Origin of the sequence: uncultured Mailhella sp., assembly GCF_963931295.1 — a bacterium.
Lineage (GTDB): Bacteria > Desulfobacterota > Desulfovibrionia > Desulfovibrionales > Desulfovibrionaceae > Mailhella.
On the sequence record NZ_OZ007001.1, the window covers coordinates 823,457 to 847,128 of the forward strand.

The window sequence follows — 23,672 nt, forward strand, 5'->3', positions numbered from 1 at the left end:
GCGAAGCGGCGCGTCCGCCGTTTCAGCGTTCGCGGCTAGATTTCGTAGTCCACGCTGTCCGGATCCTCGCCGCGGGCCTCGGCAAGCCGGGCCTGACGGGCGGCTTCCTGCTTGCGTTCGCGGGTCCCCAGCGGAATGCGGGCGTCCCAGTCGGCGCTGCGTTCCTGCATGCGCGTGAACACAAGAAACGCGGTGTGCGCGCTCATGCGGTCGGCGGGGCGCAGACGTCCGGGCACGACCTTCCACGGACGCACCAGAATTTCACACACTTCGGTTTCTTCAAAGGGTTCGATTTCCAGCGCCTTGATGAGTTCCGCCACCTGCTCAATGGTGGGCAGCAAAAAGGCGATGGGCGCGCCGGGCACAAGAGCCTCGCGCGCGGCGTCGAGGTATTCCCACGGGGTGCGCACGTCGAGAAAGAGCGCGTCGCCCTTCTGACCGTTCAGCACGTCGGGATCGTTCACGCCGAAGCCGTCGGCAATGTCGCGCAGGTGGAAGGTGACGTTGTCGCCCACGCCCGCCCATACCAGATTGCGCTTGGCGAGCTTGTGGAATTCCTCGCGCGCCTCGAAGCTGTGAACGTGGCCGTTGGGGCCGGAAAACCACGACAGCGCCAGCGTGAAGCCTCCCGAACCGGAACCGGCCTCGAGAATGGTGCGGCCGTTGCCTACGCCGAGCTTGAAGCAGATGAGTCCCATGTCCTTGGGATACATGATCTGCGTCTGCCGCTTGATGCCCATGACCAGGTCGTAGAGCTGCGGCTTTTCAAGGCGGAAGGGAACGCCCATGGCCGTGCGCACTTCCATGCCGAATTCGGAGGCCGCCAGGTCGGCCGCGCGCATGACGCCGTCCTGCGTGTGCAGGTCGTGCCCTTCCTCGATGCGGTAGATGTGACGCTTGCCGCGGGGAGAAGCCAGAATGACGAGATCGCCGTACTGAGGCATAATGTTTCCTGTTACATGAGGTTGTTTAAAAAATAATCGTACATGCGCCGCAGAAAGAGCGCCATGCCCACGAGCCCCGCCTGATCGGGCTCCCGGCCCGCGCGGCGGAACATGTCCCGCGCGGTGGGGGTGAAGTCCTCCCTGCCCTGCCCGGGCAGAAAGCGGGCAACGTCGCGCACGAGCACCATGAAGGCGTCGGCGTCCTTCACCCGGGGCCAGAACTCGGCGAGACCGCGTTCATAGGCCTCATCGCAGCTGTCGGGCGCGGCTCTTTTCAGGGCCAGACGCCAAATGCCCAGGCACAGCGCCGTGAACACGGGCCGCATGGCCTTCCTTGCGGAAAAGGCGAAGCGGCCCGTGCCGAGAATGTTGAGAAAGGCGGCAAAATCCGCATCGGCAAGCAGCGCCTCAAAGGTGTTCACCAGCGCTTCGGGCGTGGCCCTGCCCGCCTGCGGATCTACCACCGTGCCAGGTATGCGCACGGCTCTCTACTCCGTATCGCCCGCCTGCGAAGAAGGTTCGGCACTCTGTTCGCCCTGCTGCGCGCCCTCTTCCGAGCCGCGGCGGCGGGAACGGCGGCGGGGGCGACGTCTGCGGCCTTCGCCTTCCGGCGCGGAAGCGGTTTCGACGCCTTCTGCCGGAGCCTTGTCCTCAGAAACGGCAGTCTGCTCCGCAGAAGCGGAAGTCTGTTCCGCGGCGGGAGCGTCGGCAGCATTCGAGTCGCCGGACTTTCTGCGTCTGCGACGGCGCGAACGGGACTTTTCCCCCTCTTCAGACGCCTCTTCGGCCTTGTCCCTGCCGCGGTTTCTGCGGGAGGAACGGCGATCGTTCTCGCGCTCGGCGCGGGGTCTCGGCAGAGTCTGTTCCATGCCGAGGCTGCGCTGATAATCGGCGTCCATGAGCAGGGCCAGAAGCAGCAGCTGATCTTCGTCGTCGCTCTGCGCCATTTCCTTCACCAGGGAAAGATAACGGCGGGCGCGTTCCAGCTGGAGTCCGGTGCAGGCTCTGCGGCGCGCGTCGAGCAGCGCGGTTTCCCGGCGTCCGGCGGCGACGGCCACTTCTTCGTCCGTGGGATTGGCCAGAGGCTCCATGTCGATGCGGTAGAACGACGCGATGCGCTGAAGCTCCATCTTTTCCATGATGTCCACAAGGGAGATCACCGTGCCGGCGGCTCCGGCGCGGCCCGTGCGGCCCGCGCGGTGAATGTAGGACTCGCGGTCTTCCGGCGGCTCGTAGAGGAACACGTGGGAGAGCGCGGGAATGTCGATGCCGCGGGCGGCCACGTCGGTGGCCACGAGCAGACGCACCTTGCCCTCGCGCAGGCGTTCGAGCACTTCCTCGCGCCTGTTCTGGGAAAGATCGGCGGAGAGCTCGTCGGCGTTGTAGCCGAAGCCCTTGAGCACGGCGGTCACATAATGCACGTTGGACTTCGTGTTGCAGAAAATGATGGCCGAGGTGGGATTCTCGGTTTCCATGAGGCGCACCAGGGTGCGGTCCTTGTCCATGCGGCCGCACTCCACGTAGCGATGCTGAATGGCGGCCACATGCACCTGTCCCTGCGAGAGGCTGAGCATCTGCGGATCGCGCAGGAATTCTCCGGCGAGATTCAAGACGTGCTGGGGATAGGTGGCGGAAAAAAGCGTGGACAAAATGGCGTGCGAAGGCAGATAGCGCTGAATCTCCTTCATGTCGGGGTAGAACCCGATGGAGAGCATGCGATCCGCTTCGTCGAAGATGAGAGCGCGCAGAGCGTCCAGCGAAAGGGTGCGGCGCAGAAGATGATCGAGCACGCGGCCGGGCGTGCCCACAATGACCTGAACGCCGGTGCGCAGGGCCTCGAGCTGACGGACGTAGCCCACGCCGCCGTAGAGCGCGGCGACGGAAAGACCCGCGTCTTCAAAAAGGGTGCGGGCCTCGTGTTCCACCTGACTGGCCAGTTCGCGCGTGGGCGCGAGAATGAGGGCCTGCGGCTTTTTCTCTTCGGGATCAAGCAGGGAAATGAGCGGCAGAAGATAGGCGCCCGTTTTGCCGCTGCCCGTGCGGGACTGCACCATGAGGTCGCGTCCGGCCATGAGATAGGGCAGCGCATGCGCCTGCACGGGCATGAGGCGCGTCCAGCCTGCGCGGGCGCAGGCGCGCTGCATGGCTTCGGGCAGCTCTTCCAGCGCGCAGGGCGGCAGGGAATGTTCGGGAGCGGTTATGTGAAGCTCCTCGTCGTTGGCTATGGTATCCGACATTTGCGAATCCTGATAAAAGAATAAAATGATATGACTGTCTTGAGAAAACGGAACATCATAGCCGATTCTGCTCCGGTTGCCAAGAGCGGCCACGCTCCCCCGGATGCGGCGCTGTTCCCGGGCGTTGCGGCGCAAAAGCCCCCGTGGATTTACCGAAACGACCTGCCCCCAGACGGCATTCATGGTGCGGAAGGCACCTGCGAAGCGCATGGCTTGCGGGCGAAAGTCATCCAACCCGCGGCGCGGGAGCCTCGACGGCGCGTCCCGCAGCGTTCACCGTGCAGAGTTTCGTGCAGCGACGCCCCGAAGCAGCGGACGATTGCCGGGCTGACAGCGCGAAATTCCTCCGTGACGCTTCGCCGTGACCGGGCGACTGCCGGAATACCCATGGCCATTCCGCCCGGACGCTTCGGGAGCGCTTCAATGATGACCAGCAAATATGGTTCCCGCGCGCAGGGGCAGCCGGACACGGCACGAGAGGCGACGGCTTCTGTCCGATCCGGAAAAGGCAGGCTCGACGACGCCCCGCATCCCGCAGGGCGCAGAAAAGCCCGGTCGCCAGCGACGCCGGGCCTTTCAAACATGCCTCCGCCTTGCGGACGGCAAAAATGCGCGCTGCCGCGCCCGCGGCAGCAAAGCGACGGCAGGCCTTCGCCTGCGCCGCGCTACAGCTTGTTCTGCGAGATGACCTGCTTGGCGCGGGTGGCCTCGGGAGCCTTGGGGAACTTGCGCACGAGTTCGTTCAGGCGCTGCTTGGCCGCGGCCTTCTTGTTGAGCTGCAGGAAGGACATGCCCTGCTTCAGATAGGAAGCCGGAGCCTTCACGCTGTTGGGATAGCCGGAAATCACGTTTTCATAGGCCAGGGCGGCCTCGGCGTAGTTCTTCAGCTGATACTGACTTTCGCCCTGCCAGAACCAGGCGTTGGAAACCAGCTTGTTCTTGGGGTAGGTTTTGGTGAAGTCGCTGAAGGAACGCAGCGCCGCCTGATAATTGCGGGAGTTGAACGACTTCATGCCGTTGTCGTACAGTGCCTGCGCCATGTCCACATTCTGCTGCTGCGGAGCGGCGGGAGCGGCCTGCGCCACGGGGGCAGCCGGGGCGGCGGCAGGAGCCGCCTGCATGCCGGGAACCATGCCGGGCGTCGCGCCGTCGGCTCCGGGAACACCGGGCTGCGCGTTGGGATCGCCGCCGAGCTGCAGATCCAGCGCCATCTGGCTTTCCAGAAGGTGCAGGGCGCGATCATGCGCGGCGAGGGTGTCGGCCATCTTCTGCGCGCCGCCGGCGCGCTGCAGGGCGTAGTTGAGCGTATCGATCTGACCGCGCAGTTCCGAGACTTCCTGACGCAGTTCCATGAGCTGCGACCAGCTGTCGGCCTGATTGGTCTGACTGCTGCTCACCTGACGGTTGATCTGATTGACCTGGGCCTGAAGGGCGTTATGCTCGCTGCTCGTCACGCACGCCGTCAGCATCAGAGGCAGGGACAACAGGGCAAGATTGCGGCCCCATTTCATAAGTTCCATGACCTTTTCTCCTGATTCATGAGGACGCGGGCCAGGCCCGCCCCCGTTGCATACGAACTCCGCCGGCAAATGACGCTCCTGCACGCCGCGTCCTGACGACGCCGCCGGTCGGGGCCCTGTCTTACTATTGTCAAATATTCACGGCTTCCGAACGTCGTCGGGGCAGCCGAAGGACCAGTCGTCGCCCGCTCTCACGGCTCCCGAAGGACGCGGACGCGCATCCGCTTTCTCTGCCGCCTTCGCCGCAGCGTCCGCCACAGGCGCTTCGGCAGAAGCTTCGGCAGTGTTTGCGGCGTCCGCGGTCAACGCTTCGCTCTTTGCCGTCGCTTCGCCCCCTGCGGCCTCAGCGCGCTCAATGGCGGCTTCTCCGGCAGGCGCAAGAGCTCCGGAGCCCGCAGCACCCGCAAGGGCCGCGCTTTCTCCCGCCGCCCCGGCAGATTCCGCCAATGTCCCGCTCAGCGCCGCCGAGTCTTCGGCCTTCGCCTTTTCCCCGGCCGCCCGGGCCCGCTCCGCCTCCATTCTGGCGCGGATGTCCACCTTTTCCTTGCTGGCGCGCTTTCTGCCCACAAAATAGTAGGCCACGCCCGCAAGGCAGGGCACGAATACGCAGGCCATCATCCAGCGGTACTTTTCCTTCGTGGTGGGAAAGTCGTGGTACATGGCGTGCTTGAGCGCCCACATGTTCGGCAGCGCAGGAACGATGAGCATGAGCAGCTGCTCGCTGCTGAGGTCTGAAATGAGCACGGCTATTTTCCCCCGTCGTCTTCGCGCCCCTGCCGGAACAGCACCACGCCGGCAAGCAGCACGCCGAGGCAGATGGCGATGTCCGCCACGTTGAAGGCGGGCCAGTGCCATTCTCCCCAGTACACGTCCAGAAAGTCGGTCACGGCTCGGCATCTCACCCTGTCGATGAGATTGCCCGCAGCGCCGCCGAGAATGCTCCCCAGCCCGAAGAACAGCGTGCGGCTGTAGGCGGACGTGCGCGCAATATGCACGATGACGACCGTCACGAGCAACGCCGCTCCCAGAAAGAGCCAGAACTGCCAGCTCGTTTCCTCGCTGTTCAGAAAGCCGAAGGCCGCGCCGCGGTTGAGCACGTGGACGATGTTGAAGCATCCGTCAATGACGGAAAAACCCTGTCCCACGGCAAGGCCTGCCGTTATGGCCGCCTTGGTGAGCTGGTCCAGCACAAGCCAGACCAGCGCCACCGAAAAGACGACGATATGGCGGTTCACCGCCCCTTTCACTCTTTGGCTCCGGCTTCTCTGGCCTCAAGTTCCTTCATGACCGCAGCGCAGCGCGGGCACAGCGTGGGATGTTCAGGATCGGAACCGAGTTCCTCGGAGTACATCCAGCAGCGTTCGCACTTCTCGCCGCCGGCCTTCTTCACGCGCACGGCAAGACCGGGGCACTCGTCGAGCTGCGCGGCGGCCAGGGCGTCCACGGGAGCGTCCTTGAAGGGAGCCACGTCCAGCTGCGACACGATGCACACCGAACGCATGTCGGCGCCGCTGTCGGCAATGGCGGCACGCAGCTTGTCGTCCACGTACAGGGTGACGTGAGTGTCGAGCGCATGGCCGATCACGCCTTCCTTGCGCAGAGGCTCGATGGCGCGGGTGACGCCGGCGCGGATGTCCATGACCATTTCCCACGCGCCGCGCTCGTCGTCGGACAGACGGAACTTCGCCGCGTCCACGGGAGGCATGGCGAACACGGTGACCACGGCTTTGCCTTCGGCGTCCACGGGCTTCAGGGCCTCGGGAATGTAGCGGAACGCCTCTTCCGCCGTGAAGCTCATGATGGGCGCCATGTCGCGCAGCATGATGAGCAGCATCTGATACAGCGCGCTCTGGGCGGAACGACGCTCGGCGCTGTCGGGCAGCGAGGAGTAGAGGCGATCCTTGAGCACGTCGAGGTAGAAGGCCGAAAGCTCGGTGGCGCACAGGCCGTGCAGGCCCTGGAACACCTTGTGGAATTCGTATTCCTGATACGCGGTTTCGGCGCTTTCGTGGAAGGCGGCCACCAGGCTCAGGGCGTAGCGGTCGAGGGGCTTCATGTCCGCGAAGGGCACGAGCGTTTCGGGGGTGAGGTCGTGAATGCTGCCGAGAATGTAGCGGCAGGTGTTGCGGATGCGGCGATAGGCGTCCACAAGGCGTTTCATGATCTCTTCGGAATAGCGGATGTCTTCGCGGTAGTCCACGGAAGCGACCCACAGACGCAGCAGTTCCGCGCCGTACTTGTCGATGACTTCCTGCGGGGCCACCACGTTGCCTATGGACTTGGACATCTTGCGGCCGTTGCCGTCCACCACGTAGCCGTGAGTGAGCACGGCCTTGTAGGGCGGAATGTCGCGCGTGCCTTCGGCCACCAGCAGGGAGCTGTGGAACCAGCCGCGGTGCTGATCGGAGCCTTCCAGATACAGATCGGCGGGCACGCGGCCTTCCGGACGCTTTTCCATGACCGCGGCGAAGCTGGTGCCGGAATCGAACCACACGTCGAGGATGTCGTCTTCCTTTTCCCAGTGACGGCCGCCGCAGTGCGGGCAGACCAGATCCTTGGGCGCGATTTCATCCACGTCGTGCTCGTACCAGTAGTCGCAGCCCGTAGGATGCGTGGCGAAGCGCGAAGCGATGTCGCGCATCCAGGCAGGATCGTTCCACACCTCGCCGCAGTCCTTGCAGATGAGGGCGAGAATGGGCACGCCCCACATGCGCTGACGCGAAATGCACCAGTCGGGACGCGATTCCACCATGTTGTAGATGCGGCCCTGGCCCCAGGAAGGAATCCACTTCACCTTGTTCTTGATGGCGTCGAGGGCCTTGCCGCGCAGATTGTTGGGCTCCATGCCGATGAACCACTGCGTGGTGGCGCGGAAAATGACGGGATTCTTGCAGCGCCAGCAGCAGGGATAGGAATGGGTGATGTCCTGACGGGCCAGCAGATGACCGAGTTCCTCGACCTTGGCGATGACCGCGGGGTTGGCGTCGAAGACCTGCATGCCGGCGAAGAATTCCACGGAAGGCAGGAAGCGGCCTTCGTCGTCGAGGGGGGAGTACACGTCGAGGCCGTATTTCATGCCTACTTCGTAGTCCTCGCGGCCGTGACCGGGAGCGGTGTGAACGCAGCCCGTGCCGGCGTCGAGGGTGACGTGCTCGCCGTTGATGACGAGCGAAGGACGGTCGATGAAGGGATGACGGGCCTCAAGACGATCCAGCTTGTCGCCGGTGGTCTCGCCGATCACGGTGTAGTCGGTCCAGCCGAAGGTCTTCGCGCAGCCTTCCAGAAGTTCGGACGCGAGAATGTACTGGCTTCCGCCGGTTTCCACCAGGGAATAGCGGAATTCAGGATGCACGCACACGGCAAGGTTGCTCGGCAGCGTCCAGGGGGTGGTGGTCCAGATCACGATGTAGGCGCGGGACACGTCGGCGTTCGGGAAGACGTCCTTCAGCCTGGGATCGGGCAGCGGGAAGCGCACGTAGATGGAGGGCGAAGAAAGGTCGCGGTATTCCACTTCGGCTTCGGCGAGGGCGGTCTTGCAGTGGCAGCACCAGTAGATGGGCTTCTTGCTGCGCACCACGCCGCCGCGTTCCACGAAGGTGGCCAGTTCCGCGGCGGTCACGGCCTCGTAGGCCGGATCCATGGACATATAGGGATGTTCCCAGTCGCCCAGCACGCCGAGGCGCTTGAATTCCTTGCGCTGAATATCGAGGAACTTCTGTGCGTACTGGCGGCAGCGCTTGCGGATGACGTGCGCGGGCAGATCCTTCTTCTTGTCGCCGAGTTCAAGTTCCACGTTGTGTTCGATGGGCAGACCGTGGCAGTCCCAGCCGGGAATGTAGCCGGTCTTCCAGCCCATGAGGTTGCGGGACTTGATGATCATGTCCTTGAGGATCTTGTTCAGCGCCGTGCCGAGATGAATGTGGCCGTTGGCGTAGGGCGGGCCGTCGTGCAGCACGAATTCGCCGCGCGAGCCGGAAGCGTCCTGCATGCGCTGGAACACATTGTTTTCTTCCCAGAACTTCAGCATCTCCGGTTCCTTCTGAACCAGATTCGCCTTCATGGGGAAACCGGTGACGGGCAGATTCAGCGTTTTCTTATATTCAGCCATGAGGCTTTTCCTCCGGGCGCGGAACGCGCCATGGTATTCCTTGCGGGGCACAAGTACAGAGACCGCCCCGAAAGCAGTCAGAAAAAGGTATGTTTTCCCGCGTCGGGCCCAAATGTCAAGCCCAATTTCCCCGCGCGCCGACCTCCGGCCTGAGAAGGGCGGAAAGCGTCATTTTCACGAAGCCCAGGTTTCCCGCCCGCCGCGTCCGCGCCCCGGAAAATATTATTCCGATTTTTTGCCGCGCATGGTAACTGCCCTCCGTATCTCAAGAAAAAACGCGCAAGGAGCGACGCCATGCATCTCGGGAAAAAAGGACAGCTTGTTCTGCGTATTCTGCATCTTGCGGCCGTCTCGTGCTGGTTCGGCAGCGTATTGTGCGTGCTGCTGCTCATGCACGAAGCCCCGCTCTCCGGTTCGGACGACGATCTGTTCGGCATGCTCCGTGCCTCGGCCGTCATCAATCAGTACGTTCTCGTGCCCGCGGGCGCGTTCGGCACATTCTTCACGGGGCTGACCTTCTCGCTCTGCACCAGCCGGGGTTTCGTGAAATATCCCTGGGTGGCCTGCAAGTGGTTCATCGCCGCGAGCCTGCTTGTTGTCGGCACGCTGTTTCTCATTCCGTGGGCCGGGCAGGAACTCGACGACGTCTGCCGAAACGGTCTTGCGGCCTACATAAGGCCCGACGTCATGGCCCGGCACGTCCGGCGCGAGCTGTACTGCGCGCTCTACGCCGCCCTGCTCGGCCTCGCTCTCGCGCTCGCCGTGCTGAAACCGGGAGAACGTCAGGGGTAGGCGCGGCGCAGCACGGCCCGCAGCAGCCAGGAGAGCGAGCACAGCGTGAACTCCCGCTGCGGAACGTCGTTCTCCCTGCCGGCAATCCAGGCGTCGTTTCCCTTCACGTTCAGAAGAAAGGGCACGCGCCTGCCGTTCGGCGTCATATCAGAAGGATAGGACACGTCGCTGCCGTGATCCCCCCAGAGCGCCAGCAGCGCGCCTTCGGGCAGTCTGGCGTAGAAGTCGGCCAGACACTCGTCCACGTAGCGAAGCGACGATATGTAGCGGAAAAACAGGCCACGTCCCGGCCCGAACAGCGGCTGCGGCTCCATGAAGGGAATGTGGCTGCTCATGGTCACCACGAACACCGCCCTGCCCCCTCCTTCCTCCAGATACCGCGCCGCCGCGTCCAGCACATGCTCGTCCGCCACCTGCTCCATGGCCAGACGGCTTGTCGGGTATCCTTTATCCGTCAGCTCTTCCTTGAAAAACGTCCTGTCGAATCCCATGAGCCGGTACGCCTCGCGAAGATTGAACAGATTGCCTTCCAGACCGTGGAACACCGCCGGACGCATGGCCGCCGCCTCGCGGATCACGCTGTCGGGATACTCGCGGATGTAGGAGTAATACATGACGTTCTGATCCGCCACGCGGCCGTTCAGAAGTTCATAGTCGGAATTGGCCGACCCCACCTTGTGCGGCGCAAAGGCCCTGAGCAGCAGCGACGACGACAGAAGCGAATGCAGAAAAGGCATGACCCGCTCGCCGTTGACGATCAGAAACGGCGCGGCGTAGTCGAGGCTTTCCACCTGAATGAGCGCCGCGCGGTCGAACGGAGGCGGCAGCGGACAGCCGCACCAGGCATCGACGCTCTCCGGATGCCGCTCCAGAAAGCGGACGTTGGGATCCGGGCACCTTTTTTCGGCGTAGATGAGACTGGTATCCTTGTAAACGCCGCCCATCCACTCTCCCGCCCAGGTGGCCAGATAGCCGAGGCTGCGCACGGACTCCTTCGCGCCTTCCTGACTGCGGCGGTCGACGGCCGTCCGATGCGGCCCCTCTCCGGTCCAGAGCGAAAGGATGCCCGACCGGCCGTGCTCCCAGAACACCGTGACCGACACCAGCATGAGACAGATCACGGCCGCCACGCCCCGCAGGTTCCACAAGCGCGGCATGACGGGCGCGGCGGAAAGACGGACGAGAAGGAGCTTGACGGCCAGAACGAGGGCGAGAAGCAGAAGAAGGTCTGGCTTGACGAACACGAACGCGGAGCCCCCGAGATAGGACAGCCCCTGCATGGAATGATAGATGGTGGAAAGCGTGAGCGTATTGTAGAAGAAGCTGCCGTAGTGCAGCACCACGGCGCTGATCGCCGTCTGTCCCACGAGAAAGAGCGCAAAGGCCCTGCGGGAAAGAAGGGCCAGCGCAAGCGGCGAAAGAACGTCGATGCAAAGCAGCGGAACATTGATCATGCTCCGCACGCTCTCCCACGTCAGCGCGTGATGAATGGAGTACGTCTGCACGAAAAAGGACTCCGCGGCGCTCGCCGCAACGGCAAGAAGCAGCAGACAGAGCGCCGGGCCTCCATGATTCACGGGCGATACAAGATTGCGCATGACTCCTCCCACGGAGCCTTCATCATCGGCCCGCGGGAAGATCAGGTCAACCACTTAGAATAAAAAAGAAAGATTACTCATCGCGACGAATTCCGACGCTGTGCGCGGGCTTTTTGCCTTGTCATGCGGACATTCCGCCCGACTTTCTCAACAAAAGCCCGCTCCCCCGCGTCCTTCGCTTCTTGACGCTGCGCCCGGCGCTTCGTATCGTGCATAAGAAGACAAGGAGGTTCTCCATGGAGAGGCTCATCGTTCTCGGCACGGGAGCGGCCAACGCGCTGCGCTACTACAACACCTGTTTCATGCTTCAGGGGCCGCAGGGCGGTCTGCTGGTGGACGGCGGGGGCGGCAACGGCATTCTCGTTCAGCTGGAGAAAGCCGGAATCTCCCTTCTCGACATCAAGGATATCTTCGTCACGCACGAACACATCGATCACACTCTCGGGGTCATCTGGCTCGTGCGCATGACTGCCTCCCTCTTTCTTCGGGAAAAGCGCAGCGACATTCTGCGCATCCACTGTCACAGCCGCCTTTCGGAAAAGCTGCGCGCCATCTGTCAGTTCACGCTCAGCGAAAAGCAGTTTTCCACGGTGGGAACCAGCATCCGCTTCGTGCCCGTGAAGGACGGCGAACAGCGCTCCATCGCCGGGCACACCGTCACGTTTTTCAACACGCACTCGCGCAAGGCCGAGCAGTTCGGCTTCCACATGGAAGGACCGGACGGACAGCGCATCGTCTGCACCGGCGACGAACCCTGTCAGCCCGCGTGCGGCCACTATCTGGAAAGCGCGGACTGGCTCCTTCACGAAGCCTTCTGCCTCGACGCCGATTCGCGCGTTTTCCGGCCGCACATCATCGGTCACGGCACCGTGCGCGAAGCCGCCCTGCTCGCGGGCAAACACCATGTGCGCAATCTTGTGCTGTGGCACACCGAAGACCGCACGCCGCCTTCACTGCGCAAGGAACGCTATACGGAGGAAGCGCGTCAGGCCTTCCGGGGCGGCGTGTACGTGCCCGACGATCTGGACGTCATCGCTCTGAAAAAGTAGCTCGGCCGTGAATCGAAGCACCGACGCCTCGCAGACGCAGAGTCCCCGCACAGGAGAGGATACGAACCGCAAAAGCGCTCCGGCCGAGCGCGGAGCGAAGCGCAAAACGCCGGGCACGGTCATGCGCAGGTCGCCGTCCGGCCATGGACGCAGCTCCCTGCAACGCTGCTCAGGGCGACGTCGCTCAAAACGCCCCTGAGCGAGACGCAAAAACGCTCCGGCAAAAGGCCACCGTCCCCGGCGAAAATGCTCTTGCACCGCGTCAATCCCTGCGCCACACAATCAAGCACAAAAGGAAAAGGGGGCCCGAAAGCCCCCTTTTTTTGCGGCCGCACAAGGCCGGTCGTCGGCCGAACGCCGACGCGGCCATGCCCCATCCCTCGGCGGCTGCGGCCGCAGGAGCGGAACGGCGCACTCGTCCGACGCGGACGGTATCCCTCGCGCCTTTCCGCGCCCCATGAAGCGATGATCGGCGCTTTTCCCTTTCCCGGACGCCGCGCTCAGGCGGGCGAAGCCGAAACGCGGCTTTCCGCGGGCCGGGCTCCGCATGCCCCGCGCCATTTTCCCCCGCAGAGTCTTCCGGAAAAGCGCCGGATCCTGATTTTCGCGCCCGGTGATCGGCTAAGCCGAGCGCAGCAGTTCTCCGGCCGTTCTGCGGCAGGCGAACCAGGCGGGCAGAAACGCCGCCAGGCAGCCGCATCCGGCCGCGGCCAGCGCCGCAAGAGCATCCCCCGCCGTCAGCGTCACGGTCAGCGCCACGCCGGTTTCCGCCTGAATCCACGAACTCGCCGCCGAAGCCATCAGGCAGCCGAGCCCCAGACCGAGCGCGCTTCCTGCAAGGAGCACGCCCGACACCATGAGCCAGACGCTCACCGCAAGAAAGCCGTGCGACGCGCCGAGCGCCCGCAGAAGCGCCAGCGCCCGCACGCGCATGGCCACGGCGAAAAATCCCGAAACCAGCGCCGCCGCCAGCGCCGCGGCCTGAGCGCCCGAGGCAAGCAGCATCATGACGTCGTGCATCTGCTCCATCGTGCCGAAAAGACGCGTCAGCACTTCGCCGGTGAACACGGACTGCGATTCCGGACCGTTCAGCGCTCCCCGCAGACGGTAGGCGTCGGCCACGGTGACGGGCTTCACCACCACCACGGAACAGCGCCCCGACCCCGTTCCGGCGTCGTGCATGTTCCAGAGCGCTTCGATGGGAACCACCACGGCCCTGTCCCACGGCGTGCCCGTGGCGGGCATGCGCCCCACCACGCGGAAGGAATGATCGTGAGCGCTCCTGCCGCCTTCGTCCAGCGCGGCTTCGGCCACGCTGCCGTGACTCGGCGAAAAAACGTCGCCTTCCTTGAGCGGAACGCCCGCGCCCACCACGGCTTCGTCGCCCGTGAGAAACATGCGGCCGGAAGCCAGCGGACGCTTGCCGCCCAGCGTGACGAGCTCCGACGACGTGCCCGCCAGCGGATAATCGCGCCAGCGGTCGCCGAAAGCCAGCGGCGCGGCCCAGCGGACTCCGCCGTGCGCCTTCACGGCCTCAAGAGTGCCGAGGGGCAGCAGCGGAAGCGGCTCGGGCCGGAGATACACCGCTCCCAGCACCAGATCCACGGCGCTGCCCTTCGCGCCCACGAGCAGATCAAAGGCGTCGGCCGCCTGCGCCATGCCGGAACGGATGGAGCGCTCCATCATGGAAACCGCGGGACTCAGGCTTCCCGCAAAGGCCAGCACCAGAGCCAGCGCCAGCGCGCCGCCCCAGGAACGGCGAAACTCGCCGCGCAGAAAAAGAAAAGGATTCATACGTCACCTTGCAAGCGTTTGTCACTCCGCCCGCCCGAAACGCGGACAATGCGGACGGCCTTCCGGCAAAAGCCCGGAACCCCGACTCGCAGAAATCAGACTCCGCCGGGAACACCGGCTCATTTCGATTTCAGATCGTCTTCCAGACCAAAGAGCAGACGCCCCCGTTCCAGACGGTAGCGCCTGTCCATTCTGCCGTGGAGCACCTGTTCGTGGGTCACGACAAGCAGCGTGCAGCCTTCCGAGCGGGCGAGATCCACAAGTTCGTCGGTGACGAGCTGCGCGTTGCTGCGGTCGAGGCTGGCCGTAGGTTCGTCGGCAAGCAGCACCGACGGGCGGAACAGTACGGCCCGGGCCATGGCCACGCGCTGCTGCTCGCCCCGGGAAAACACGCCCGTGGAAACGTCCGTGCGGCGGATGCCGAGCCTCCTGAGCAGATCCCGCGCTCTGTCGCGCACGTCTTCCGGAATGGAAAAATTTCGGAACGTGGCCGGCAACAGCACGTTTTCCATGGCTGAAAGCTGCGGAAAAAGTTGAAAATCCTGAAAGATCATGCCCACGTGACGGCCCCGCCAGGCATCGCGCCGCCCTTCGGGCATGGTGGTGAGGTCGTCGTCGCCCCAGCGCAGCTCGCAGCCCTGGCAGGGATCGGGCAGCACCAGACCGCACAGAAGATTGAGCAGCGACGTCTTGCCCGAGCCGGAATCGCCGTAAATGCCCGCCAGCGTGCCGCCGGGCAGAAAAAGTTCCGGAATGTCCAGCACGCGCCGCACTCCGGATCCATCCTGAACGCTGTAGCGGATGTTCCGCAGATGAAGATCGTTTTCCATGCTGCCTCACAGCTTGTGGAAGGTGGCGTTGCGCAGCCTGAGCTGACTCACAAAGCCGGTGTGCTCGTCCGTCCAGGAGCCTACTTCCAGATCGCCTTCCACCTCGATGACGGTGTTGTTCTGCACGAAGCGCTGCTTTTCGGAGAGGTACACCACCAGAATGTTGTCCGGCCAGTCGGAGTCGGACTGGCAGAACGGACACAGCGCCACAGGCTCGCGGGTAAGCACGAAAAAGTCGGCGTCCGCCTTCAGCGGCGGAGCCATGAATCCGCGGATGACGACGTGCTTGCCTTCAAACGCCAGCACCTTGTCGGAAAAACGCAGTCCCAGCGCGCCGCCTCCGCTGTACAGCTCGTCGAAGCTCAGGCGGTTTTCCTCTTCCGCCCGCGCCGTCTGCACGCAAAGCACAAGACAAAGCAGCACGGTCAGCCAAATTTTCATATCCATGTCCGTTGTGCAAAAGGTTCGGATTCGTTCGGAAGCTTCCGAGTTCCGCAGAGGCTTCCGAATCCTCTATGTCTGCGCGCCGGGAACATCGTGGTTCCCCTCCCGGGGCGCTCGGCATTCTTTGCGTCCGGGGCCGCCCCGCCCGCTTCGGCCGCGCGTCGAAAACCGAAGCGAATTCCAGGAAAGGCGCCCCGAACATTCGGAGCGCCCTGTTGTCGCGGAAGGAAGACACATGCCTTCCCTCCCCATCCGTCATCAGCGGCCGAGGGCCATGGCTTCGGCCATGATGCGGAAGATTTCCGTGCTGTTCATGAAGCCGTGAATCTGATCGGCGTTCGGGCCTCTCGCGCCCACCACGAGGTCGTCGATGGCGTGGACGCCCGTGGATTCGGTGCGGGGCAGATTGCCGGGCACGAACTGTGCTCCGGGAATGTCCTTGTAGGCGGCGTTCGCGATGTAGTGACCGTTTTCATCCTTCACCGCGGGAACGAAGGGGCCGTCCAGCTTGGGACGATAGGTTTCGTAATGATCGGGGTAGTTGCCGATGAAGGCGGCAAGGCGCTTGGACACGTTCACGTCGTCGGGATAGCCGTCGCCGTTTTCGTCCTTGTAGTTCGGGTAGCCGGCCGCGCCGTAAATGCCCACCTTGTCGCGCATGAGCTCGCCGGGCAGATTGTCGTCCACGGTGCCGATGATGCTGAGCGCGTGGGTGTGGTCGCCGGTGACGATGAGCAGAGTGTCGGGATTGGCGTCGCAGAAGGCCTGCGCCTGCGCCACCACCTTGTCGAACATGATGGTGTCGTAAATGGCGCGTTCCCAGTCGAGAGGATGCGTGTACTTGTCCACGAGACCGGCTTCGAGCATGAGGAAGAAGCCGTTGGGATTCTTGGAAAGCACCTTGAGCGCGGCGTTCATGGAATCGGTGAGGTCGGGCTGATCCGGGAACTTGGACACCGTGCCCTTCTTCAGCTGCTTGCGGTCGAGCGCGCCGTCGAGGTTGCCGGTGTGGAACAGACCGAGCAGACGATCGGGGTTCTTGTCCATGACGCTCATAAGTTCCGTGCGCGTGGTGGCCAGCGTGTAGCCTGCCTTGCGGAAGTCTTCCACGTAGTCCTTTTCGTCCTTGCGCTTGGAACCGGGCACCGTGCGCGGCAGGAAATAGGCGGAACCGCCCCCGATGAGCACCTCAGGACGAATGCCCGCAAACATGCCTACAATGGCGGCCTTTTCCGAACGCTTGCGCGTGTGGGAAACCACGGCGGCAGGCGTGGCGTCTTCGATTTCGGCGTCGGAAACAATGCCTATGGATTTGTTCGTCTTGCGGCGGAGCAGCTCGGCAATGGTTTCCTGACGGGGATCGTCAAAAGGATCCTTGGTGCGGTCGGCGTACACGCCGATGGCGTTCACGCTGGACTTGTGACCGGTCATGTAGGCGGAAGCGGTGTTGGCGGAGTCGGCGGCAATGGAGTCAACGCTGCAGGTGCCGAGCATGCCGGTGTAGGGCAGCGTGTCCATGGAAAGATAGCCGTTGTACATGCCGTTGGTCACGCCCTTGGAAAGCAGACGAGCGCCGGTGCGATGCCCCATGCTGAGGCCGTCCGCAATGAGAAGAATGACGTTCTTGGCCTTGGCCTTTTCCGGCGTGCCGTACACGTCCCACCTGGCGCTCGCTTCTTCCTTGCCGTCCTTCGCGGAAACGGCATACTTGCCGGGAGCCAGAGAAACGTTGCGAAGAATGATGGCAGAGCCCTTGCCTTCCTCGTTCTTGATGAATTCCGGCTTGGCACCGAAGACGTCGGCAACGCTCTTGCCGTTGATGCGCACGTCGATGTCGGACTGGCTGAGTTCACGGTCGAATTCCACCTTGAAGTCAAACTTCGAGGTCCCCAGGAAACGCGCCGTGTCCACAGGATAAATGGACGGCGCAGCCTGAGCAGTTGCGGTCAGAAGCGCCATGCCGAGACACAGCGGCATCATCACGGTAGCTTTCATAACTTCCTCCAGTGTTGTTTTCAGCTGCCGCCACTATGAGCAACAACCGTAACTCCCCTGTGAAGTCATGATAAATTGTTCGTGAAGAAACACTACGCGAACATGAAGAAAGGAAAGAGAAAGAGAGAATTGTACCGGGGGAAGGAGGGACACCTTTTGAAAAAGGTTGTCCCTCCTTCCCCCGGGGGCCCCCATCCTCCCTTCCAAAACTTTTTATTTCGGTGAATGCGGAAACGGGCTGTCCCGCAGCGTGGTGCCCAGCCGGGAAAATCCCCCTTGCCGGGTGCCGCTCTGCTCATCCTGCGGGAGAGCTTTTCGAGAGGGGTCACTGCGGGGAGGCAAGGCACTTTTTCAAAACATTTTTCTGAAAGTCTTTCCTGAAAACGCTCTCAAAACGGTTCTTCCGATACCCTTCCCCGAGAATCTTCCCCGAAAGGCGTCCCCCAAACACTTTTCCGATGCACTTTTTCTGAGAAGATGTCTCGAAATACGTTCCAAGACGCTTTCCCGATGCGCTTCCTGAAGCGCGGCCCCCGAGAGAATTTCCCAGCACGGTTTTGCGAATGTCTCTCCCGATGCCCTGCCCTAAACACTTTTTCTGAAAGCCTTTCCGGGGGAATATTCTCGCTCCCCTTTCGAAGCGCGGCGAGTCCGCGCCGCCTCAGACACTTTTCTCAAGAGGCTTTCCGGGAGCACATTTCACGGGACACTGTTCCGCGACGCCCCTTCCCAAAGACGCGTTTCGGAAAGCCTTTCCCGGGGCGCTTTCCCAAAACTTTCCCCGAGCGGCTTCCCTCCCGCTTTTCTCAAAACACGTTTCCGCGCCCCTCCCAAGGACGCGAAAAGGGGATGCCCCTTTCGGGACATCCCCTTTTGTTATTCTGTATCAGCATGGCGACCGGACGCCCCGGCCTTCCTCGGCGTTGCCGCCTTCCGGAACAGCCTGCGGAGCCTCTCGCGTTTCCCGAAAGAAACGCTCGGCGCGATGCCCGGCGTCAGCGCCTTGCGACGCGAATGCGGGCGATGGCGCGGGTGAGCGCAAGCTCGGCCCGGTGCACGTCCGTATCGGGCTTGGGATCGGACAGACGCTGTTCGGCGCGGGCCTTGGCCTGTTCCGCCCTGTCCACGTCGATGTCGGAGGCCAGTTCGGCGGCTTCCGCCAGAATGGTCACCTTGTTGTCGGCGATCTGGGCGAATCCTCCGGATACGAAGACCCATTTCGTCGTGCCGCCCTGACGATAGTACAGGTCGCCGATCTTCAGCGCGGAAAGCATGGCCGCATGGGAAGGCAGGAGGCCGAACTGACCGTCCACGCCGCTCGCGCCCACATATTCCACGTCCGCCTGAAGCACAACCTTGTCGGGCGTGACGATATCGAGACGAAGACCTTCCATGGCGGTCTCCTCTTATGCCTGCTGACGCTTGTTGTACTTTTCAATGGCCATGTCGATGCTGCCCACGTTGAACACGTCGGTCTCGGAGAGATAGTCGTATTCGCCTTCAAGCAGACCCTTGAAGCCCTTGATGGTGTCTTCCAGTTTCACATACACGCCGGGAATGCCGGAGAACACTTCTGCCACATGGAAAGGCTGCGACAGGAAGCGCTGAATGCGGCGGGCGCGGGCCACGGTCATCTTGTCCTCGTCGGAAAGTTCGTCCATGCCGAGGATGGCGATGATGTCCTGAAGGTCCTTGTACTTCTGCAGCACCTGCTGAACGCGGCGGGCCACGGAATAGTGTTCTTCGCCGACCACGTTCGGATCAAGGATGCGCGAGGTGGAGTCAAGCGGGTCCACGGCCGGGTAAATGCCCAGTTCGGCGATGGAACGGTTGAGCACCAGCGTGCCGTCGAGGTGAGCGAAGGTAGTGGCGGGAGCCGGGTCGGTAAGGTCGTCGGCGGGAACGTACACGGCCTGCACGGAGGTGATGGAGCCTGCGGAGGTGGAGGTGATGCGTTCCTGGAGACCGCCGAGGTCGGTGCCGAGGGTGGGCTGATAGCCCACGGCCGAAGGCATGCGGCCGAGCAGTGCGGACACTTCGGAGCCGGCCTGCGTGAAGCGGAAGATGTTGTCGATGAAGAGCAGCACGTCCTGATGTTCTTCGTCGCGGAAGTACTCGGCGCAGGCAAGGGCGGTGAGGGCCACGCGGGCACGGGCTCCCGGGGGTTCGTTCATCTGGCCGTAAACAAGCACGGCGCGTTCCAGAACTCCGGCTTCCTTGAGTTCGCCGTAGAGGTCGTTGCCCTCACGGGTACGTTCGCCAACACCCGCAAACACGGAGTTGCCGCCGTGCTGCTTGGCGATGTTGTTGATCATTTCCATGAGGATAACGGTCTTGCCCACGCCGGCGCCGCCGAACAGACCGATCTTGCCGCCCTTGGGGAACGGAATGAGCAGGTCCACGACCTTGATGCCGGTTTCCAGCAGTTCCACCTTGGTGTTCAGTTCGGTGAACGCCGGGGCGGGACGATGGATGGGGAAGTACTTGTCCGTTTCGATCGGGCCGAGACCGTCCACGGGACGACCGACCACGTTCAGGATGCGGCCGATGGCAGCCTTGCCCACAGGGGTCATGATGGGCTTGCCGGTATCGACCACTTCCATGCCGCGAACCAGACCGTCGGTGCTGTCCATGGCGATGGTGCGCACCACGTTGTTGCCCAGGTGCTGGGCGACTTCGCAGACGAGGTCCGTGGCGTTGGGGTTGTTGATATTATTGATCTCAAGCGCGTTGAGGATGTTCGGCAGCTGTCCCTCGGGGAAAGCTACGTCCACAACAGCGCCGATGACCTGCACAATATGGCCTTTGTTTGCTGTCATGCCCTAATGCTCCTACTGGCTTTGCTGCGCATTTGCGCCGCCAACGATGTCGATAAGTTCGTTGGTGATGGCAGCCTGACGGGTCTTGTTGTAAAGAAGCGTCAGAGAATTGGTCAGTTCGTCGCAGTTGCGCGTGGCGTTGTCCATGGCGGCCATGCGCGCTGCGTTCTCGCTGGCGGAGTTGTCGAGAAGTCCGCGGTAGATCTGAACGTTCACATAGCGGGGCAGCAGTTCCGCCAGCAGAACCCCGACTTCGGGTTCGTACAGGCATTCGGCCGCCGGCTTGTTGCCGTCCTCTTCCCTGGCGGCTGCGGTCACGGGCAGAAGCTCCATCTTCGTGGGAATCTGGCGCGTCATGCCCGCAAACTCGCTGTACACGAGGTACACTTCATCGGCCTCGCCGCTTTCATAAAGCTGCGACACCTTTCCGCCCAGACGGGCCGCCAGGCGGAAATCGAAGGAACCCATGACGTCTCCGTACGATTCGATGATCTCGTAGGAGGTCTTGCGCACCGCGTCGCGGCCCTTCCGGCCCACGCAGATGAACCGGACGCTCAGCCCCTCCTCGGTCTTGGCGCGGGCCAGATCGAGAGCGGTAGATATCAGATTGACGTTGAAGCCCCCGCACAGGCCGCGATCGGAGGAAAGAAGCACGACCACCGCCGACTTCACCTCCTTGTGGACCTGAAGCAGCGGATGAGCCGCTTCTTCCGTTCTGGCGGCAAGATCGCCCAGCATCTCGCCGAACTTTTCCGCGTAGGGGCGGAACCGTTCGATGCGGTTCTGAGCGCCGCGCAGCTTCGCCGAGGCGACCATGCCCATGGCCCTCGTGATCTGCTTGGTCTTGCCGACGCCAGCTATCTGGAGTTTTACATCTTTCAACGAAGGCATGAGTTACCCCCGCGCCTTGAAGGATACCTTGAACTCTTTGATGGCCGCGGAAAGACGGGCTTCCAGATCGTCGTCCAGCTTCTTGCGATCGCGGATATCGGCGAGGATATCGGGCTTTTCGGTGCGAAGCATTTCCAGCATGCCGCCTTCAAACGGCAGCACGTCTTTCACCTCGATGTCGTCCAGGAAGCCGCGGGAAGCAGCAAAGATGGAGGCCACCTGCTCTTCCGTGGGCATGGGATGATACTGAGGCTGCTTGAGCAGCTCCGTCATGCGGGCGCCGCGATCGAGAATGGCCTTGGTGTCCTTGTCCAGATCGGAACCGAACTGGGCGAAGGCGGCCATTTCGCGGTAGTGGGCGAGGTCCAGACGCAGCGAGCCTGCCACCTGCTTCATGGCCTTGATCTGGGCGGCGCCGCCCACGCGGGACACGGAGATGCCCACGTTGATGGCGGGACGGATGCCGGCGTTGAACAGGTTCGTTTCCAGGAACACCTGACCGTCGGTGATGGAGATCACGTTGGTGGGGATGTAGGCGGAAACGTCGCCGGCCTGCGTTTCGATGACGGGCAGAGCCGTCAGAGAACCGGCGCCCAGCTCGTCGCTGAGCTTGGCCGCGCGTTCGAGCAGGCGGGAGTGCAGGTAGAACACGTCGCCGGGGAAGGCTTCACGTCCCGGAGGACGACGGAGCAGCAGGGACATCTGGCGATAGGCCACGGCCTGCTTGGAAAGGTCGTCGTAAATAATGAGCGCGTGTTCGCCGTTGTCGCGGTAGAATTCGGCCATGGTGCAGCCGGAATACGGCGCGATGTACTGCAGAGGCGCGGATTCCGAAGCCGAGGCGGACACGATGGTGGTGTATTCCATGGCGCCGTGCTGGCGGAGGGTTTCCGCCACCAGAGCCACGGTGGACTTCTTCTGACCGATGGCCACGTAGAAGCAGTGAACGCCGGTGCCCTTCTGGGCAAGGATGGCGTCCACGCAGATGGCGGTCTTGCCCACCTGACGGTCGCCGATGATGAGTTCGCGCTGACCGCGGCCGATGGGCGTGATGGCGTCGATGGCCTTGATGCCCGTCACCATGGGTTCATGAACGCTCTTGCGCTGCATGATGCCGGGAGCTTTAAGTTCCACGGGACGGATTTCCGTGCTTTCCACGGGTCCCAGACCGTCGATGGGCTGACCCAGCGGGTTCAGCACGCGTCCGGCGACGGCGGGTCCCACCGGCACAGAGAAGATGCGGCCGGTACGCTTGACCGGATCGCCTTCCTTGATGCCGGTGTCGTCGCCGAGCAGGGCGACGCCGACGTTGTCTTCTTCGAGGTTGAGCACCATGCCCATGAGTCCGCCGGGAAACTCCAGCAGCTCCATCGACATGGCATTCCGCACGCCGTACACGCGGGCGATGCCGTCGCCCACGTACATGACGGTGCCGGTCTCGCTCATTTCCACATGCTGGTCGTAGTTGCGGATCTGCTCCTCGATGATCTTTCCGATCTCTTCAGCCTTGATGTGCATGGCCTACTCACCCCTCTTGATGGATTCCCTGAGGTTGTCGAGCTGCGCGCGCAGGCTTGCGTCGTACACCTTGTCTCCCACGCGGAAGACGATGCCTCCGATGATGGAGGGATCGATGACGTATTCAAGCTCAAGCTTGCGCTCTGTCTGCGATTCCAACTTGTTCTTGATGCTGTCCTTGCGCGCGTCGTCCAGCTCCACGGCCGTGGTCACGACCCCGCGGGAGATGCCGCGGGCCTCGTCGAGCATGGCCGAAAAATCCGCCGCGATGGCGGGAATGAGCGGCAGCCGGTCCTTGTCGGCCAGCAGCGCGCAAAAACGTTGTTCCACGGCGCCGCCGCCCGCCACATCCAGCAGGGACAGCACCACTTTCTTCTTCTCCTCCGTGGAGAGGACGGGATTGCGAAAAGCCTCGGCCAGTTGAGGAGTCTTTTCCACAGCCTCGCCCAGAGCACTCAGAGACGCTCCATAGCGTTCCAATTCCGCCATGCCCGCCTCTTTTCCGATGGAAAAGAGCGCCGAGGCATAACGCCGGGACACGACATTGCCAATCACTGCAGCACCACCTTGGTCAACGATTTGTCGATCAGTTTCTGATGCGTCGTGGCATCCAGCCTGTCGCGAAGGCTCTTTTCCACCTCCGCAACGATGGTGTCGGCCATACGTTCGCGAATGGCTTCAAGCTCGGCCTTGCCTTCCTGCTCCGCGCCCTTCTTCGCCTGCTCCACAATGTGGGCGGCCTGGGCCTCGGCCTCGGACACGATGGCGGCCTTGATGCGTTCCGCCTGCGCGCGGCCTTCTTCCAGAAGCTTTGCGCATTCCGCTTCCACGTCGGCTATCTGACGCTCGACCTCGGCAAGCCGGGCCTCGGCCTCCTGCTTGCGTTTGGCCAGATCGTCCATTTCCTGAACGATTTCCTCACGGCGACCCGTGAAAAACTTTTTGATGAGCTTGCCTGCCGCGTACCAGATGATGCCGACAAAGATGGCGGCATTGATCACGCGCAGCAGAAAGTCTCCCCACGGCAGGGAATGCCCGTCGCTCGCGGACGCAACCTGGCAGGAAATCAGGACCAGAGCGCAGGCCGTCACTATACCATAGATTCTTTGCACGCCGTTCTCCTTGCTGCGATG

The 23,672-nt window shown here is 62.9% G+C and carries 20 protein-coding genes; 2 read left to right on the forward strand and 18 right to left on the reverse strand.

Translation table 11 applies throughout. The features are described from left to right. Positions 1-35: 35 nt before the first annotated feature. The 7 genes from ABGT79_RS03225 to ileS form a co-directional block, all read right to left on the reverse strand. Complete coding sequence (locus ABGT79_RS03225) at positions 36-944, reverse strand: tRNA (adenine-N1)-methyltransferase (RefSeq protein ID WP_346664989.1); 909 nt, start codon at positions 942-944, stop codon at positions 36-38. An 11-nt stretch (positions 945-955) separates the two neighbouring features. Then, a complete protein-coding gene (locus tag ABGT79_RS03230; RefSeq protein ID WP_346664990.1) occupies positions 956-1,426 on the reverse strand; it encodes a hypothetical protein in 471 nt (156 codons plus the stop codon). A 6-nt stretch (positions 1,427-1,432) separates the two neighbouring features. Then, on the reverse strand, positions 1,433-3,181 hold the full coding sequence (locus ABGT79_RS03235) for a DEAD/DEAH box helicase (protein ID WP_346664991.1): 1,749 nt from the start codon (positions 3,179-3,181) through the stop codon (positions 1,433-1,435). A 665-nt stretch (positions 3,182-3,846) separates the two neighbouring features. Beyond that, complete coding sequence (ybgF, locus tag ABGT79_RS03240) at positions 3,847-4,701, reverse strand: tol-pal system protein YbgF (RefSeq protein WP_346664992.1); 855 nt, start codon at positions 4,699-4,701, stop codon at positions 3,847-3,849. Between the two features lie 138 nt (positions 4,702-4,839). Beyond that, a complete protein-coding gene (locus ABGT79_RS03245) occupies positions 4,840-5,445 on the reverse strand; it encodes a hypothetical protein (RefSeq protein WP_346664993.1) in 606 nt (201 codons plus the stop codon). 2 nt (positions 5,446-5,447) lie between these two features. Further along, positions 5,448-5,948, reverse strand: a complete 501-nt coding sequence (gene lspA / locus ABGT79_RS03250) for a signal peptidase II (protein ID WP_346664994.1) — start codon at positions 5,946-5,948, stop codon at positions 5,448-5,450. Then, entirely contained in the window at positions 5,945-8,809 is a 2,865-nt protein-coding gene (gene ileS, locus ABGT79_RS03255) for an isoleucine--tRNA ligase (RefSeq protein WP_346664995.1), read from the reverse strand. Before ileS ends, lspA begins: the two co-directional genes overlap by 4 nt. 294 nt (positions 8,810-9,103) lie before the next feature. On the opposite strand from ileS, the gene ABGT79_RS03260 reads away from it, so the two are divergent. Beyond that, positions 9,104-9,601, forward strand: coding sequence for a hypothetical protein (locus tag ABGT79_RS03260; RefSeq protein WP_346664996.1), 498 nt, complete (start codon positions 9,104-9,106; stop codon positions 9,599-9,601). Here ABGT79_RS03260 and ABGT79_RS03265 read toward each other — a convergent pair. Next, a complete protein-coding gene (locus tag ABGT79_RS03265) occupies positions 9,592-11,199 on the reverse strand; it encodes a sulfatase-like hydrolase/transferase (RefSeq protein WP_346664997.1) in 1,608 nt (535 codons plus the stop codon). The genes ABGT79_RS03260 and ABGT79_RS03265 overlap by 10 nt on opposite strands. Before the next feature lie 236 nt (positions 11,200-11,435). Here ABGT79_RS03265 and ABGT79_RS03270 point away from each other — a divergent pair, with 236 nt between their 5' ends. After that, a complete protein-coding gene (locus ABGT79_RS03270; protein ID WP_346664998.1) occupies positions 11,436-12,248 on the forward strand; it encodes an MBL fold metallo-hydrolase in 813 nt (270 codons plus the stop codon). Between the two features lie 621 nt (positions 12,249-12,869). Here ABGT79_RS03270 and ABGT79_RS03275 read toward each other — a convergent pair. The 10 genes from ABGT79_RS03275 to ABGT79_RS03320 form a co-directional block, all read right to left on the reverse strand. Then, a complete protein-coding gene (locus tag ABGT79_RS03275; protein WP_346664999.1) occupies positions 12,870-14,042 on the reverse strand; it encodes an ABC transporter permease in 1,173 nt (390 codons plus the stop codon). Between the two features lie 119 nt (positions 14,043-14,161). Continuing rightward, on the reverse strand, positions 14,162-14,872 hold the full coding sequence (locus tag ABGT79_RS03280; RefSeq protein WP_346665000.1) for an ATP-binding cassette domain-containing protein: 711 nt from the start codon (positions 14,870-14,872) through the stop codon (positions 14,162-14,164). 6 nt (positions 14,873-14,878) lie between these two features. Then, on the reverse strand, positions 14,879-15,319 hold the full coding sequence (locus tag ABGT79_RS03285; protein WP_346665001.1) for a hypothetical protein: 441 nt from the start codon (positions 15,317-15,319) through the stop codon (positions 14,879-14,881). Between the two features lie 255 nt (positions 15,320-15,574). After that, positions 15,575-17,311, reverse strand: a complete 1,737-nt coding sequence (locus tag ABGT79_RS03290) for an alkaline phosphatase (RefSeq protein ID WP_294486816.1) — start codon at positions 17,309-17,311, stop codon at positions 15,575-15,577. 995 nt (positions 17,312-18,306) lie between these two features. Further along, entirely contained in the window at positions 18,307-18,705 is a 399-nt protein-coding gene (locus tag ABGT79_RS03295; protein WP_294486815.1) for a F0F1 ATP synthase subunit epsilon, read from the reverse strand. Positions 18,706-18,717: 12 nt separating this feature from the next. Continuing rightward, a complete protein-coding gene (gene atpD / locus ABGT79_RS03300; protein WP_294485448.1) occupies positions 18,718-20,130 on the reverse strand; it encodes a F0F1 ATP synthase subunit beta in 1,413 nt (470 codons plus the stop codon). 12 nt (positions 20,131-20,142) lie between these two features. Beyond that, positions 20,143-21,021 (reverse strand): F0F1 ATP synthase subunit gamma, encoded by an 879-nt coding sequence (locus tag ABGT79_RS03305; RefSeq protein WP_346665002.1) that lies wholly within the window; start codon positions 21,019-21,021, stop codon positions 20,143-20,145. 3 nt (positions 21,022-21,024) lie between these two features. Then, complete coding sequence (atpA, locus tag ABGT79_RS03310; RefSeq protein ID WP_294485450.1) at positions 21,025-22,539, reverse strand: F0F1 ATP synthase subunit alpha; 1,515 nt, start codon at positions 22,537-22,539, stop codon at positions 21,025-21,027. Positions 22,540-22,542: 3 nt separating this feature from the next. After that, entirely contained in the window at positions 22,543-23,094 is a 552-nt protein-coding gene (atpH, locus tag ABGT79_RS03315; RefSeq protein ID WP_294485452.1) for an ATP synthase F1 subunit delta, read from the reverse strand. After that, the gene (locus ABGT79_RS03320) at positions 23,091-23,651 is read right to left on the reverse strand and encodes an ATP synthase F0 subunit B (protein WP_294485454.1); all 561 of its coding nucleotides are present in this window, start codon (positions 23,649-23,651) and stop codon (positions 23,091-23,093) included. Before ABGT79_RS03320 ends, atpH begins: the two co-directional genes overlap by 4 nt. Positions 23,652-23,672: the final 21 nt, after the last annotated feature.